Source organism: uncultured Aggregatibacter sp. (assembly GCF_938046485.1).
Classification (GTDB): Bacteria; Pseudomonadota; Gammaproteobacteria; order Enterobacterales; family Pasteurellaceae; genus Aggregatibacter.
The window spans coordinates 1-15929 of sequence record NZ_CALIWN010000021.1 but is presented as its reverse complement, the minus strand read 5'-3'; the positions used below and the strand labels follow the sequence as shown (position 1 = coordinate 15929).

Here is a 15929-nt window from a genome sequence, read left to right as displayed (position 1 = left end):
TTATTTTAAGGATATTTATGTCACCGCCACGTTTTGTTCATTTGCAGGTTCACAGTGATTTTTCCATGATTGACGGTATCGCCAAAGTGAAACCGTTGGTAAAAGCTTGCGTGGAAAATAACATGGTGGCGATGGGGTTAACGGACTTCACGAATTTCTGCGGTTTGGTGCGGTTTTACGGTGAAGCATTGTCTTCCGGCGTGAAGCCGATTATCGGTGCCGATGTGCTGGTGCAAAGCGATCTGTGTGGCGAGGAAAGATTCCGTTTAACCTTATTGGCAAAAAATAACGAAGGCTACAAAAATATCACCTTGTTGCTTTCCAAAGCCTATGAGCGCGGTTATTCGGATGTGCCGTATATTGATCAGCAGTGGCTAGTAGAACATCGTGCCGGGGTGATTGTTTTATCTGGCGGTGTCAATGGCGATGTAGGTAAAAAATTACTGCGTAGCAATACTGATGAACTTAAAAGTGCGGTGGATTTTTACCACGAACTTTTCCCTGATCATTTTTATCTGACGCTTACCCGCACCGGTCGTCCCGATGAAGAACGTTATATTCAAGCCGCGTTAGAGCTGGCTGAACGGGAACAGTTGCCCGTGGTGGCGACCAATGATGTATGCTTTTTACAGGCAGAAGATTTTGAAGCCCATGAAATTCGTGTAGCGATTCATAACGGTTTCACGTTAGACGATCCGAAACGCCCAAAACTTTATACCCATCAACAATATTTTCGCTCCGAGCAAGAAATGTGCGAGCTTTTTGCCGATGTGCCTAGCGCATTGGAGAATACGCTACTGATTGCACAACGCTGTAATGTCACCATTCGATTGGGTGAATATTTCTTACCGAAATTTCCAACCGGTGATTTAAGCACCGAAGATTACCTTGTGAAACGCGCCAAAGAAGGCTTGGAAGCGCGTCTCAAGGTGTTATTCCCTGATGAAAACGAGCGTGCAGCACGCCGCCCAGAATATGATGAACGCTTGCAGGTGGAACTGGATGTCATCAACCAAATGGGTTTTCCGGGTTACTTTTTGATCGTGATGGAGTTTATTCAATGGTCAAAAGATAACGATATCCCTGTGGGGCCGGGACGAGGTTCCGGGGCAGGATCTTTAGTGGCTTATGCGCTAAAAATTACCGATTTGGATCCGTTAGAATTCGATTTGCTTTTTGAGCGTTTCCTTAATCCGGAACGGGTTTCCATGCCTGACTTTGACGTGGACTTCTGTATGGACGGGCGTGACCGCGTGATTGAACACGTCGCCGAAATGTATGGACGCGGTGCGGTGTCGCAAATTATTACCTTCGGTAGCATGGCGGCAAAAGCGGCGATTCGCGATGTAGGGCGGGTGCTGGGACAACCTTATGGTTTTGTGGATCGTATTTCTAAACTAGTACCGCCTGATCCCGGTATGACACTTGCCAAAGCGTTTGAAGCCGAGCCAAAACTGCAAGAAATTTACGATGCCGACGAAGAAGTTCGTGCCATTATTGACATGGCACGCAAGTTGGAAGGGGTCACTCGAAATGCCGGTAAGCATGCCGGAGGAGTGGTAATTTCGCCGACGCTAATCACGGATTTCTCGCCGCTGTATTGTGATTCGGAAGGTAAACATCCGGTCACCCACTTTGATAAAAATGACGTGGAATACGCCGGTTTGGTGAAGTTTGACTTCTTAGGTCTGCGTACTTTAACCATCATCAAATGGGCGCTGGATATGATTAACGCGCGCATGGAAAAAGAAGGCAAACCGTTGGTGGATATCAATGCCATTCCATTGGATGATCATCAATCTTTTGAAGTGTTGCTCAATGCCGAAACCACGGCAGTGTTCCAGTTGGAATCGCGCGGCATGAAAGATTTGATTAAGCGCCTTAAGCCGGACTGTTTTGAAGATATTATCGCGTTGGTGGCGTTATTCCGTCCCGGCCCGTTACAATCGGGCATGGTGGACAACTTTATCGACCGTAAACACGGGCGCGAAGAAGTGTCTTACCCTGATGCGAACTATCAACATGAATCCCTCAAACCGATTTTGGAACCGACCTACGGCATTATTTTGTATCAAGAACAGGTTATGCAAATTGCGCAAGTGTTGGCAGGATACACGCTAGGCGGTGCGGACTTATTGCGTCGTGCGATGGGTAAGAAAAAGCCGGAAGAAATGGCGAAGCAGCGTTCCGTATTTAAAGAAGGCGCCATCAAAAATGGTGTGGACGGCGATCTTGCTATGAAAATCTTCGATTTGGTGGAAAAATTTGCGGGCTATGGCTTTAACAAATCGCACTCTGCCGCCTATGCCTTGGTGTCTTATCAAACCCTGTGGTTGAAAGCACACTATCCTGCCGAATTCATGGCGGCAGTCATGACGTCGGAAATGGATAACACCGACAAAATCGTTGGCTTGTATGACGAATGTATGCGCATGGGCTTGAAGGTCGTTCCGCCGGATATTAACACCGGAAAACATCATTTTAGTGTCAATGAAAACGGCGAAATTGTGTACGGTATCGGTGCCATTAAAGGCGTGGGTGAAGGGCCGATTGCGGCGTTGGTGGAAGCCCGTGAGAAAGACGGTATTTTCAAAAATCTGTTTGATTTATGTGCCCGCGTGGATTTAAAGAAAATCAATCGACGCACCTTTGAAAGCCTGATTAAATCCGGTGCTTTCGATAAACTTGGGCCACATCGTGCGGCGTTACAACAAAATCTGGAAGATGCACTACGTGCCTCCGATCAACATGCCAAAGACGAAGCCTTGGGGCAAACGGATATGTTTGGCGTGTTGACAGAAACCAACGAGGAAGTGGAACATTCTTATGCCAACATTGCGCCTTGGTCGGAAAAGACCATTTTAGACGGTGAACGGGAAACTCTCGGTCTGTATCTCAGCAGCCATCCTGTGAGTCGCTATTTGAAAGAATTGTCCCATTATAGCCCAATGCGTCTAAAAGAATTAACGCCGAATTATCGCGGACAAATGAGCACCGCCAGCGGTTTGGTGGTGAATACGCGTATTGCCGTGACCAAAAAAGGCAACCACATCGGCATTGCCACCATTGATGATCGCTCCGGTCGTTTGGATTTGACTTTGTTCGGCGAAACGTTGGATAAATTTGGTGAGAAACTGCAAAAAGACAAGGTGATCGTGGTGTCGGGACAGGTCAGTTTTGACGATTTCTCGCAAGGCTTGCGTATGTCTGTGCGGGATTTGATGACGATTGATGAAGCGCGTGCACGTTATGCGAAAAGCCTTGCGATTTGCCTGTCTCAAGAACAAATCACACCGCAATTCATTAAGCAATTTAAACGGATTTTACAGCCTTACAGTGGCAATTCCCTGCCGGTGCATATTTATTACCAAAGCCCACAAGGCAGAGCCTTAGTCAAAATGGGCGTGCAATGGTCGGTCAATCCAACCGATGAATTGCTGACAGAACTTGTGACGTTGCTTGGTGAAAGTGCGGTGGAATTGGAGTTTGAATAAGAGGCGCGGGCAAAGCAAAACGCATGATGCTTACCCTGCCATGACTTACCACGCCAAATAGAAGTCTTTCGTTAATGCGATGAAATCGGCATGGTACTGATTCTGCGCATCATAAATCGTCAGTTGTTGATATGCCGTTTGTTGTGCTTGCGCAGAAAAAGTCAATAACACGCGCTGAGGTGTTTTTCCGGCTTTCGTCACCACATCGCAACGGGCAATGCAAGAAAGTGCGGTGGATTTTAGCAACGTTTCGGCCGCTTCAAAGGGTAAGACAAAGCTGATTTTACCCTGTGGCGTGAGGCAAGAATGTGCCGCCTCCAGCCAGGCAACATGAGATTGAGTCACGTAGCGTGCGGTGTTGCGCTGTGTATTTCGACAAGCAATGCCGCTTTCAAAATAGGGCGGATTTGCCACAATTAAATCAAACTTCAATGGGGTTTGCTGACAAAACGTAAAAATGTCTTGTTGATACACACGAACCTTTTCCGCCCAAGGCGAGGCGGCGACATTTTCCTGTGCCTGTTGTGCAGCGGCAGGATCCAATTCAACTGCATGAATTTGACTTTCTGCGGCACTGCGTTGCGCTAACATTAACGCAATCAATCCGCTGCCGGTACCTAAATCTAACATCTGTTGGGCGGAATTTACATCCGCCCAAGCACCTAATAAAACACCGTCAGTACCTACTTTCATGGCGCAATGATCATGATTGACATGAAATTGCTTAAAACGAAATCCTGCACGGCGCATGGTAGAAATTCGTGCTTATTCCGACGGAAAAATAAACGGATTTAAGCCACTTTTCATAAAGCCTTTTTCTTCCATTTCCATGTCTAAGAAAAGAGAAGCCAAATCATCGGCAATCACTTCCACTTTCGGTTCTTTTTCTTGGAACATAATTTTTAAATAACTTTTACAACTGCCGCAGCTTTCGCTTCGAATGGCTGCCATATAATCATCAATTGACCAATAATCTAATTCTTTGTTTTGTCCACAATTAGAACATTGGCTACGCACCATATTCCATTCGCTTTCACAAAGCGCACAGTGCAAATAACGCAAACCTTGTTGGCTGCCGAAATGCACTAAACTTGCCGTTGGCGCGGTGTTACACACCGGACAACAATGAAGGTTTTCCGTGCTTTCTTGTTTCGCATTATGAGGAATTTGTTGCACTAATTGAAGCCAATACAAGGATAATGCCGCCCACACAAAGACGGCTTTGTCACTGGAAATGGTGGCAAATTCTTGTGCCAAGACGTTATCGGCAAGCTCTTCCAATTCACTGTCCGCCGCTTTTTCTAACCATTCGATGGTGGTGAGAATCTGGTCGTTGGCAGAAGGTTTTAATTTCTCTAAAAGTGCGGTCAATAATTTGCGCCAAATTGGATCACGCTGCCAATGTTGTGCGTTTAACGGTTGATGCGCCAATTGTTCGCCGGACAGTTTTTCCAGTCTCGGATCTTGCGGAATCGGCATATTTTCAAGCAGTTCTAATTGTGCATCAGCAATCGCTGCAGCGAATAGCAGATAATCAGCAAGCGGGTGATCTTGGGCTAACTCTCTTAAACGCGCAGCGCGACGTTGATATAAATTTTTCGGGCTAGAAAACAATAACGGTGGCGCAGTATAAGAGGCGGCTGCTTGTTTAATTTCATTTTCAGGTAGAATTCGAATACTCATAATTTTAGGGTTTATTGTTAATAGAAAGTAAAAATTCGCGCCTATTATAGGCGCATAATTTTGTGGTTCAATGACTGGAATGGGTAATTTTTATTTATTTGCCAGCCAGCGTTTAATGCGGTTTACCCCTTCTTGCAAATGATCGATGTTGCGAGTGTAAGCAAAACGCAAATAATGTTTCGTGCCGTTTTGCCCAAAATCAATGCCCGGTGTCGTGGCGACCTGAATTTCATGGAGCATTTGTTTGGCAAATTCATAGCTGTCATTAGTGTATTTCGACACATCCGCCCACAAATAAAAAGCGCCTTGCGGTTTAAATTCAATGGTAAAAATGTCTTTTAAGGCGTTATATAAAAAATCGCGACGGGCTTGGAATTGCTGTTTTACCTGCGCTAAATGCACGTCATCGAAGGCTTCTAATGCCGCATATTGGCTTAATGTCGGTGCGGAAATAAAGATATTTTGCGCAATGATTTCCGCTTCACGCACTTTATCTTCCGGCACGATGACCCAACCCAAGCGTAACCCCGGCATGCAGAAATATTTAGAAAAACCGTTAATGACATACGCCTTGTCGTTAAATTGCAAGGCGGTTGCAGCAGTTTCGTCATACACCAAACCGTGATACAACTCATCGGAAATAAACGCAATGTCGTGTTCACGGCAATATTCATTAAGCGCTTTCAAGCGTTCGGTGGTGTAAATATTGCCTGTCGGGTTTGCCGGCGAGGAAATTTGTAACGCTTTAATTTGATGGCGTTTTAATTGTTCTACACTTAATTGATAACAATCCTGTTTATCCACCGGCATGAATTCCGGTTGAATATCCATCATATAAGCAAAATTTTTATAGCAAGGGTAAGACGGATCCGTTAAGCCCAATTTGTCACCGTGATTTAAGGTAAGGGCATAAGCTACTAGGAATGCACCGCTGGTACCGGGCGTAAGCAAAATCCGATTAGGATTGATTTTCACCTGATAAGTGCGGTGATAATACGCGGCGATTTTTTCTCGCAATGCCAGAAGCCCAAGGCTTTCTGTGTAACTAAATTGATTGTGCTGCACGGCATTTTGCAGTGCGGCTTTGACCTTATCGGAAGGCGGTAAATCCGGCTGACCGATTTCAAAATGAATGGCGTTCGGGTATCTTGCCGCTTCTCGTACAATATCCATCACAATAAAAGCGGACATGTTGTCGTAACGCATAATGTTTCCTTTTTCTCTTTTTTTAGAAAATTTTAAGCTTCTTAATCTTTTCTTAATTTTTACTTGATTTAATCGCTCTCAACAAAGCAAGGGGCTTTGTGATAATGAACTTTATGAAGGAGATTTCAAATGAAGAAACGTAGTTTAGCAACAATTTTCGTATTAGCAACCGTTGCCGCAAGCGGCGCTTTTGCCAAAGGTGGTTTCCAAGATCCTAATGCGTCACAAGTACAACACCATCAAAAAGGGGATTTTAAACGTGGTGGGTTTGTTAATGGCGAACAAACACTAAGCAAAGCAGCAGACGCCACTTCGTGGGTTGACGATCAATATGTGATTTTACAAGGCAATATCGTTAAACAAGTGGGTAAAGATGACTATATTTTCAAAGATGCCAGCGGTGAACTCCAAGTAGAAATCGACCGCAAAGCATGGCGTGGTCAGGATATTTCCCCAAGCGATGAAGTGAAACTTTACGGCGAAGTGGATAAATCTTGGAATAAAACGGAAGTGGATATTGATCGTGTCGAAAAAATTGTAAAATAATCTGACAAAAAACAGAAAGTGGTGATGAGCCACTTTTTGTTTGTTTTGATGATAGCGATCTCTCAAGTGAAAAGTGCGGTGATTTTTCTATGCGAATTTTATTAATCGAAGACGATGCGCTGATTGGCAACGGCATTCAAATCGGTTTGACCAAGTCGGGCTTTGCGGTGGATTGGTTTACTGACGGCAAAAGCGGATTGGCGGCAGCGCAAGGCGCGCCTTATGATGCGGTGGTGTTAGATTTAACCTTGCCGAAAATGGATGGCTTAGACGTGCTGCAGGCATGGCGTAAAAACGGGCAGGATGTGCCTGTGTTGATTTTAACGGCGCGAGATACTTTAGATGAGCGTATCACAGGCTTACAACGAGGCGCGGACGATTATTTATGCAAGCCGTTTGCACTGGCGGAAGTGGTGGCGCGATTGCAAGCCTTGATTCGTCGTCGTTATGGACACGCCAGCCCGATTATTCAGCATAGCTGCGTCAAATTCGATCCGAATCAACGTAAAGTGTTGTTGAATGAGCAGGAAATTGCATTAACCACGCGCGAATACAAACTGCTTGAGCTGTTTATGCTGAATAAAGAACGCGTCCTCACCCGTGATTTTATAGAAGAAAAACTTTACAACTGGGATGACGAAGTCAACAGCAATGCCTTGGAAGTGCATATTTACAACTTGCGCCAAAAACTCGGCAAACAGTTTATTCGCACCGTGCATGGCGTGGGCTATGCCTTAGGAAAAAATGATGAAGAAACTGAATTGGCACAAGCGTAGCCTCCGTTTTCGATTAATTGCCACCTTGTCCTTGGTGTCTGTTTTGGTGTGGTTGATCTCTACGGCGGTAGCGTGGTTTCAAGTCCGTAAAGAAGTGAATCAAGTTTTTGATGCACAACAAATTCTCTTTGCCGAACGGCTAGCTTCCTCTGATTTACGCCATCTTTTAATCGATCGTCACAACCCACAACCGCGCCACCCTTTTAAAAAGCATCGTTTTGACGATGACGCGTTAGCCTTTGCGATTTTTACCACAGACGGCAACATCGTGCTCAGTGATGGCGAAAATGGCGAAAACTTTATTTATGCGCCTAAAAAAGGTTTTTCACTCAGTAAAATTCGTGAGGACGATGATGACTGGCGTATTTTCTGGTTACCTGTTGCCGGTGGTCGTTTAATGGTCGCCGTGGGACAAGAGCTGGAATATCGCGATGATCTCATCAATCAAATGGTATTCGGGCAAATGTGGATTTGGTTTGCCGGTTTGCCGTTTTTATTGGCGGCACTGGGATTGATTATTCGCCGAGAATTGCGCAGCCTAAAAGAAGTGGGCGAACAAGTGGCGAAACGCCCGCCGGATGACACGTCGTTGTTACCGACCGACAATTTGCCGATGGAAATTTTGCCGTTAATTCAAAATTTAAATCAATTTTTTGACCGCACTTCTGCCACCTTATTGCGTGAACGTCGTTTTACTTCCGATGCGGCTCATGAATTGCGCAGCCCGCTTGCCGCTTTGCGTATTCAAACGGAAGTGGCGCAACTTGCCGGTGATGACGCTCACTTGCGTGAACAGGCATTGGAAAATCTGACCAAAGGTATCGATCGCGCAACCCAGCTGATCGAGCAATTATTAACTCTTTCTCGCTTGGATAATTTGAAAGAACTGGAGAATTTACAGGAAATTCATTGGGAACAGTTGATTCCGTCGCTGATGGGGGAATTGTATTTTCATGCGGAAAAACACCAAATCACGTTAGCATTTGAGCCAATTGCTGCGCCTCCGGTAAAAATGGGGCAGCCGTTGTTGCTGGCGCTTATGTTGCGTAATCTGATAGACAACGCCATTCGTTATTGCCCGGCGGGCAGTCAGGTCAAAGTGCGGTTGGAAAAAAACAAGATTTTGGTGGAAGACAACGGTGGCGGTGTGGATGAAGCCGATCTGGCTAAACTCGGTCAACGGTTCTATCGCCCAGCCGGCCAAAACGAAAAAGGCAGCGGCTTGGGATTGTCCATTGTTCGCCGCATTGCCGAATTGCATCATTACCAACTCAACCTTTCTAACCGTAAAAATGCTGCCGGCGAACGCATCGGTTTGTGTGCAGAGATTTTGTTGTAAGTCGATAAAAAAGCGGGGCTAAAAGTGCGGTGAATTTTCACCGCACTTTGTGCTTTTAGTGCGCCCCCTTGCGTATTCCTACGACAAACTACGATAACCTTTAGCACGAATTTCATCAGGCAAATCCATTCATTCTGTGGCATAATTGACAAGATTTATTCACAGTGAGGAAACCAAATGCGAATTTTACACACAATGTTACGTGTCGGTGATTTACAACGTTCCATTCAATTTTATCAAGACGTGTTGGGGATGCGTTTATTGCGTACTAGCGAGAATCCTGAATATAAATATTCTTTAGCATTTTTAGGCTACGATGATGAAGACAAGGCGTCCGTCTTGGAATTAACGTATAACTGGGGTGTCGAGAAATACGACTTGGGCAATGCCTACGGCCATATCGCCATTGGGGTTGATGATATTTACGCCACCTGCGAAGCTGTGCGTCAAGCGGGCGGCAATGTTACTCGCGAACCGGGCCCGGTAAAAGGCGGAACCACCGTGATTGCTTTCGTCGAAGATCCGGACGGTTACAAAATTGAATTTATTGAAAATAAAAGCGCACAAGCCGGTTTAGGCAACTAAGCGAAAAGTGCGGTGAAAATTTCAACTGTTTTTTAACGTGGATTATGAACGATAATCCACGTTTTATTTTTAGGAATAGGTATGTCTGACACGCAAGAAACCATCAACTATCATTTATTAAAACACCGCTTCCGTGGGTATTTACCGGTCATTATTGATGTGGAAACCGCCGGCTTGAATGCAAAAACCGATGCGCTATTAGAATTGGCAGCGATTACGGTCAAAATGGATGAACAGGGCAATCTCTTACCTGATCAAAAATGCCATTTTCATATTCAACCTTTTGAAGGCGCCAATATCAACCCGGAAGCGATTAAGTTTAACGGCATTGATGTTGATAACCCATTGCGTGGCGCCGTGAGTGAAAATATTGCCATCAGCGAGATGTTTAAAATGGTGCGACGTGCGCAAAAAGAGGCGGACTGCCAACGTTCTATTATTGTGGCGCATAATGCCGCCTTTGATCAGGGATTTATTATGGCAGCCGCACAGCGCACCAATGCTAAACGCAACCCATTTCATCCGTTTTCCACCTTCGACACCGCCACGTTAAGCGGTTTTATGTTCGGTCAAACGGTGCTGATCAAAGCCTGCCAAGCGGCAAATATTCCTTTCGACAGCCGACAAGCACATTCCGCCCTTTACGACACAGAACGCACTGCCGAGCTGTTTTGTTATATGGTAAATCACCTAAAAGCCCTCGGTGGATTTCCACATCTTGTGGCAAAAGAATAACGCGAAAAGGCATAGTCCACTTGGTCGCGTGCATTTTAATGCACGATAGATTTTCCTCATGCGCGTATTTTCATTTATCCCTGTAGCGTGCATCTTGATGCACGACCTATCTATCTCATGAGCGTGTTTTTATTCGTGCAACAAGTTGCACGCTACGGGGGATAGTGTCGTTAATATCGTCTATTTGTGGTGAAAATTTCCTGCGCCATCGCTTTTTTTGAGGTAAAGCAATGTCCATAGCAAAGCTATGCCGAAGAGGGCGGAAGTGAGGAACGTGTAGCTGAAAGCCTGTTGTAGTTGCTCGCCTTGTTCGCCGATAACATGGCGGTAACGATCTAAAATAACGGCAGAGACGGCGATGCCGATGCTGATGCCGACTTGTTGGATGACGCTGAGGTACGTGGCGCCTGTGCTGGCATTGTGGTCGCTGAGTTCACAAACGGTGAGGGTGTTGATGGCAGTGAAGATAATGGACATACAACAACCATACCATGCCAAGACGCAAACAAGCAGCCATAATCCGGTGTATTGATGAAGTAGGCTCATAGCAACAACTGCTAGCGTCATAGAAAGTGCGGTGGAAATGAGCGTTGTTTTGTAGCCGAAACGCGCTAACACTTTGCCGGCAAAGGATTTCGTGATAATGGAACTAAGTGCGATGGGAGCAAGTAACCAGCCGGCAATATCGGCGCTGTAATGGAAGACGAGCTGTAACATCAGAGGCATGAGGAAAGGAATGCCCGAGGCGGTTAAACGGATAAAGATGTTGGCAATCATGCCGATGCGGAACGTGCGAACCTGAAAGACATTCAGCGGTAATAAGGGATTTTTGGCACGTTTTGCGTAGTAATAATAAAGCAAAAAACTAATGAAACCGGTGCCTAAAATTGCGGTGGTTATCCCCGGATTGACACGCTCTTCCGACAGCAAATCTAAACCGAGGGTAACGCCTGCCAAGCCGCCGGCGAATAAGATGAAGCCGCGCCAGTCTAACTTATTTATTTTTCCTGTGCTATTTGGCATATAACGGCCTGCAAACAATATGCCGAGTACGCCAATGGGAATGTTAATTAAGAAAATCCAATGCCATGTGGCGTGCGTTACCAACCAGCCACCCACAATAGGCCCTAATACGGGGCCGATAAGCCCCGCCATCGCCATGGCGTTCCACGCCGCAACCAACTGGGTTTTAGGGACATTCCGAATGATCGTTAAACGTGCGACAGGCATCATCAACGCGCCTCCCATGCCTTGCAAAATCCGCGACCAAATCAAGGCGTTTAGCGAATTTGCCATGGCACAAGCCACCGATCCCAACACAAAAATACCCACGGCAGCACGAAAAACATTTAACGTGCCGTATTTATCCGCTATCCAACCGGTGAGCGGAATGAACAGGGCAACCGTGAGTGAATAGCTGATGATCGTCATTTGCATTTCTAACGGCGATTCATTCAGGCTGGCGGAAATCGCCGGCAACGCGGTATTGAGAATCGTTGCGTCAAGGGATTGCATAAACAATGCCATGGCGGCGATAAGGGCAAGGTGTCGGTAATGTTGATGCTGACTCATAAAAATACGCTTAAATTTCACCGCACTTGTGTTGATACCACGCCACAATAAAGTCGGCAATTTGCTCGATGTGATTGATGTCTAAAACCGGTTTTTCGCAGGCTAGCGAATAATCGGTCGCCACGGCAAGAACATAGTCGTCAAGCGCCGGCAATGGCTTTGTCATCCCTTGGCGGTGAAGCAGAATTTTTTCAATCGGTTCCTGTTTAAAGCCTTCCACCAACACAAAATCGGTTAATGCACGATCAAATTGTTGTGCTAAATAAGGCAGAGAGACGCTTTGTTGTGTTTCCGTCATTAATGCCCAACGTTGATCACAGGCCATAATGACTTGTGCCGCGCCCGCTTCTTTCATGCGCCAGCTGTCTTTGCCTTCTTTGTCAATTTGCGCATTGTGGTGACTATGTTTAATGACGGCCGGGCGTAAATTGCGCTGTTGCAATGCCGATAACAGTTTTTCTAATAATGTGGTTTTGCCGCTACCGCTGTAACCGGTAATACCAAGCATGGGAAGCATATAAGATCCTTAGAGAGGGTTGAATGCAGTCGATTATATAACAACCTGAGACAGAAAAGGAATTCACCAACATAGAGGCATTTTGGGTTTTCTCTTGCGTTTTAGCGTACTTTCCGCGTAGTTTGTTGTAACATATCTTCTTTCTTAAGGCATTGTCGAATAGGATGCCTTAATCCATCCCCGAATAATCGCGAGTAATATTACGCCATGAAGAAACCGCACGTTTTTCCACATACGGCTTGGGCCGCCAAATCGCTATGGTCGATTGAATTTAAATCCCTTAGCGTTTTGTTATGCGCCCTGACGGTCATTGGATTCGGCGAGGGATTGCTATTATTGTCGGATTTAGGCTCTGCACCTTGGACGGTGTTGTCCCAAGGTGTAGCAACACAAGGACAATTTAGCGTAGGTTGGGCCTCTTGGATGATCAGCATGATTGTCATGTTGGCATGGTTTCCATTAAGGCTCAAACCCGGGCTTGCCACCGTCATAAATATTTTTGTGATTGCATTTGTTTTGGGCTTAACCACGTATTTGCTGCAAAAACCCACCGCACTTTATGCCCGTTTTGCTTATGCTATTGTCGGCATCTTGCTGTTCGGCATCGGCACCGCCTTTTATTTAACCTGTCACCAAGGTCCCGGCCCGCGTGACGGCTTAATGGTCGGCTTATGCCAACATTTTCATTGGAAAATCGGCATCGTGCGCACGTCTATTGAAGTGTTGGTCTGTGTCTTCGGTTTCCTGCTTGGCGGCGTATTAGGCATTGGCACGCTTATGTTTGCCTTCGGCATAGGCTGGGTAGTGCAATATACGCTATTTTTTATCAGCCGCGTGCCATACTTTCGTCATAAAATGGATAATGTCATCTAACTTTTCCTCAATCTTAATTTGCGTTAAATCCGTTTGACTGGCTTTATCATTCGGCGGACAGAACGCTAAATGCTTATGGGCATCATTAATCGGCTGCCAACGCAAAGGGGTGGCAGAACGACGACTTGGGTAAAATCCGATGGTCGGCACGTTTAACGCGCCACTTAAGTGCAACGGTCCGGTTGAACCGGCGATAAAGACATCGGCACAGGCTAAAGAAAGCGCAAAATCCACTAATCCATTATTTTTGTCATAAATCACCACCCGAGGATCCTGTACCCGTCCTGCCAATTCACGGGCTTTTTCACTTTCATTTGGGCCGGCGGTTAAAATCACATAGACATCCAAATGACGCAAGAGACCTTGGATTAATTGTGCGTATTGCGTAAGCGATAAATTATTGGCGGAGCCGCCGGAACCGCTGTGTAGAAAAATCCATTTTTTCGAGGTGTCGATTTTGAGTTGGTCGCACAAAAATTTACGCTGAAAATCCACCGCACTTTGCTCAAAGGAAAGATACGGTGTGTGCGGTTCAACCACAGGGATCTTGTGATCGCGTAAAAATGCACGGGCCAAATCCAAGTTATATTCAAATTCCGGCTTGGCAGATTGGGAACGGCGTTGTGTTAAACGATGATTATAGAAAAACTGCACCCATTTGGTGGCCGGCGCCAAGCGATAAGGAATACGGCATTTCCACGCCAATTTGGCGTTATGTGTATTGGAAAAAAAGCTGATCATCGCATCAAATTGCTGTGCTTTGATCTCGCTTACAACACGCTGAAATGCCATTTTGTCGTTTTTGGGCGCATCAATGATCACATCATCCAGATAAGGGCAAGCGCGCGCCAGTTCAGCGGTGTAAGGCGGCACAAGTGCAGTCAGTTTTAGTGATGGATCCGATGCTTTTAACATCGCAAACGCCGGCCACGCCAACATAAAATCGCCCAATTTATCGTTTCTAATCACTAATACATTCATGATGAAGTTTCCATTCTTTAGCCCAAATTGGGCGTATTCTAGCCCGACTGCAACAGATTAAAAAGATTTATGCCAATGAAAATCGCCTAATTAACTAATTGTAAAATAAATGCAACATTCGTCACATTTTTGTTAAATTCCTTGAATTTCCCCTGAAAAACAACGGATTGCCTATAGAAGTGATGAATTTTTTCTGTTAAATTGAAAGTCCCTTCGTGATTGATAAGAAAAATTTATTTATCGCATAAGTTTTCTTATTCTGAAGCTTTCAATAGGGATTGAGGCAAATCACCGTCAAAAAAAGAGGACAGTCTATGAATTTTAATACTTATGAAACCCTCGCATTAGCCGGCTTTGTGCTGTTGCTTGGGTATTTCCTTGTAAAACGTATTTCCATTTTAAAAAACTATAATATTCCTGAACCCGTTGTCGGTGGTTTTTTAGTCGCAATCGCATTGACCGTGTTATACCAAGGTTGGGGCATTTCTTTTACGTTTGACACCAACTTACAAACTGCCATGATGCTTGTCTTTTTCTCTTCTATCGGGTTAAGTGCAAACTTTGCTCGCTTAGTAAAAGGCGGCAAGCCGTTAATTATTTTTGTTATTGCAGCCGCAATTTTAATCGCTTTACAAAACATCTTAGGCATCGCAGGTTCTTTATTGCTGAATATTGATCCGGCCTATGGTTTAATCGCCGGTTCCGTTACCCTCACCGGGGGGCATGGTACCGGTGCGGCTTGGGCGAAAACCTTTACAGAAACTTTCGGATTACAAGGCGCCACTGAATTAGCCATGGCTTGTGCCACCTTTGGCTTGGTTTGCGGCGGCGTGATTGGTGGCCCGGTCGCGCGCCATTTATTAAAGAAAATGCGTCGTGATGAAAGCCCTGAAAATGATGAACATAGCGATATTCAAGAAGCTTTTGAGCATCCGACATTCCAACGTAAAATTACTACCCGCTCATTAATTGAAACCATCACCATGCTTGTTTGTTGCTTGTTGGTGGGACAATTTTTAGATGCGCAAACCAAAGGCACAGCGTTAGCCCTGCCAACCTTCGTATGGTGTTTATTTACCGGTGTAATCATTCGCAACACCCTTACCCATGTGTTTAAATTTAACGTGGCGGATTCCGCCGTGGATGTCTTGGGTAACGTCGGCTTATCTCTATTCCTCGCCATTGCGTTAATGTCTCTAAAATTATGGCAATTAGCCGGATTAGCATTACCGGTGATGATTATTTTGGCATTACAAGTGATACTCATGGCAGCCTTTGCTATTTATGTGACCTACCGCATGATGGGCAAAGACTACGATGCGGTGGTGTTAAGTGCCGGTCACTGTGGTTTTGGTTTAGGCGCAACGCCAACCGCGGTTGCTAATATGCAAGCGATAACGAGCCGTTTCGGACCTTCTCACAAAGCCTTCTTAATCGTTCCGATGGTCGGTGCTTTCTTTATTGACTTGGTGAATGCGGCATTGTTGAAAGTCTTTATGGTGGTTGTCACTGCCTTACATTAATATTGTAAAAAAATAAAAACCCTATTGATGCCTCAATAGGGTTTTTTATTATAGCCAGCCAAAGTCTGGCTATAAAAACCATACGCTATGCGTATGGAG

The 15929-nt window shown here is 45.4% G+C and carries 14 protein-coding genes; 8 read left to right on the top strand and 6 right to left on the bottom strand.

Annotated elements, in window-relative coordinates; genetic code table 11:
- Positions 1–17: 17 nt before the first annotated feature.
- Positions 18–3494, top strand: coding sequence for a DNA polymerase III subunit alpha (gene dnaE / locus Q0203_RS02420; protein WP_297929246.1), 3477 nt, complete (start codon positions 18–20; stop codon positions 3492–3494).
- A gap of 45 nt (positions 3495–3539) precedes the next feature.
- On the opposite strand, the gene Q0203_RS02415 is transcribed toward dnaE, so the two are convergent.
- From Q0203_RS02415 to Q0203_RS02405, 3 genes are all read right to left on the bottom strand, one after another.
- Positions 3540–4244 (bottom strand): tRNA1(Val) (adenine(37)-N6)-methyltransferase, encoded by a 705-nt coding sequence (locus Q0203_RS02415; RefSeq protein WP_297929244.1) that lies wholly within the window; start codon positions 4242–4244, stop codon positions 3540–3542.
- Positions 4245–4259: 15 nt separating this feature from the next.
- Positions 4260–5177, bottom strand: a complete 918-nt coding sequence (gene fdhE, locus Q0203_RS02410; RefSeq protein ID WP_297929242.1) for a formate dehydrogenase accessory protein FdhE — start codon at positions 5175–5177, stop codon at positions 4260–4262.
- A 90-nt stretch (positions 5178–5267) separates the two neighbouring features.
- Positions 5268–6383: an aminotransferase class I/II-fold pyridoxal phosphate-dependent enzyme gene (locus Q0203_RS02405; protein ID WP_297929240.1), complete on the bottom strand. Its 1116-nt coding sequence runs from the start codon at positions 6381–6383 to the stop codon at positions 5268–5270.
- A 129-nt stretch (positions 6384–6512) separates the two neighbouring features.
- On the opposite strand from Q0203_RS02405, the gene Q0203_RS02400 reads away from it, so the two are divergent.
- From Q0203_RS02400 to rnt, 5 genes are all read left to right on the top strand, one after another.
- Complete coding sequence (locus Q0203_RS02400) at positions 6513–6929, top strand: NirD/YgiW/YdeI family stress tolerance protein (protein ID WP_295976662.1); 417 nt, start codon at positions 6513–6515, stop codon at positions 6927–6929.
- Positions 6930–7018: 89 nt separating this feature from the next.
- The gene (locus Q0203_RS02395; protein ID WP_111294932.1) at positions 7019–7705 is read left to right on the top strand and encodes a response regulator; all 687 of its coding nucleotides are present in this window, start codon (positions 7019–7021) and stop codon (positions 7703–7705) included.
- Positions 7674–9044 (top strand): quorum sensing histidine kinase QseC, encoded by a 1371-nt coding sequence (gene qseC, locus Q0203_RS02390; RefSeq protein WP_297929235.1) that lies wholly within the window; start codon positions 7674–7676, stop codon positions 9042–9044. Before Q0203_RS02395 ends, qseC begins: the two co-directional genes overlap by 32 nt.
- Positions 9045–9221: 177 nt before the next feature.
- Positions 9222–9629 (top strand): lactoylglutathione lyase, encoded by a 408-nt coding sequence (gloA, locus tag Q0203_RS02385; protein WP_033002744.1) that lies wholly within the window; start codon positions 9222–9224, stop codon positions 9627–9629.
- Between the two features lie 81 nt (positions 9630–9710).
- The gene (gene rnt, locus Q0203_RS02380) at positions 9711–10364 is read left to right on the top strand and encodes a ribonuclease T (protein ID WP_297929233.1); all 654 of its coding nucleotides are present in this window, start codon (positions 9711–9713) and stop codon (positions 10362–10364) included.
- 180 nt (positions 10365–10544) lie between these two features.
- On the opposite strand, the gene Q0203_RS02375 is transcribed toward rnt, so the two are convergent.
- Both Q0203_RS02375 and mobB read right to left on the bottom strand, forming a co-directional pair.
- Positions 10545–11936: a DHA2 family efflux MFS transporter permease subunit gene (locus Q0203_RS02375; protein ID WP_297929231.1), complete on the bottom strand. Its 1392-nt coding sequence runs from the start codon at positions 11934–11936 to the stop codon at positions 10545–10547.
- A 10-nt stretch (positions 11937–11946) separates the two neighbouring features.
- The gene (gene mobB, locus Q0203_RS02370) at positions 11947–12453 is read right to left on the bottom strand and encodes a molybdopterin-guanine dinucleotide biosynthesis protein MobB (protein ID WP_297929229.1); all 507 of its coding nucleotides are present in this window, start codon (positions 12451–12453) and stop codon (positions 11947–11949) included.
- A gap of 207 nt (positions 12454–12660) precedes the next feature.
- On the opposite strand from mobB, the gene Q0203_RS02365 reads away from it, so the two are divergent.
- The gene (locus Q0203_RS02365; protein ID WP_297929227.1) at positions 12661–13326 is read left to right on the top strand and encodes a YitT family protein; all 666 of its coding nucleotides are present in this window, start codon (positions 12661–12663) and stop codon (positions 13324–13326) included.
- Here Q0203_RS02365 and Q0203_RS02360 read toward each other — a convergent pair.
- Positions 13270–14310, bottom strand: a complete 1041-nt coding sequence (locus Q0203_RS02360) for a glycosyltransferase family 9 protein (RefSeq protein ID WP_297929352.1) — start codon at positions 14308–14310, stop codon at positions 13270–13272. The two genes, Q0203_RS02365 and Q0203_RS02360, sit on opposite strands and share 57 nt — an antisense overlap.
- A 311-nt stretch (positions 14311–14621) precedes the next feature.
- Between Q0203_RS02360 and gltS the strand changes: the two genes are divergently transcribed.
- Complete coding sequence (gene gltS / locus Q0203_RS02355; RefSeq protein WP_021616868.1) at positions 14622–15830, top strand: sodium/glutamate symporter; 1209 nt, start codon at positions 14622–14624, stop codon at positions 15828–15830.
- The last annotated feature ends 99 nt before the right edge of the window (positions 15831–15929 follow it).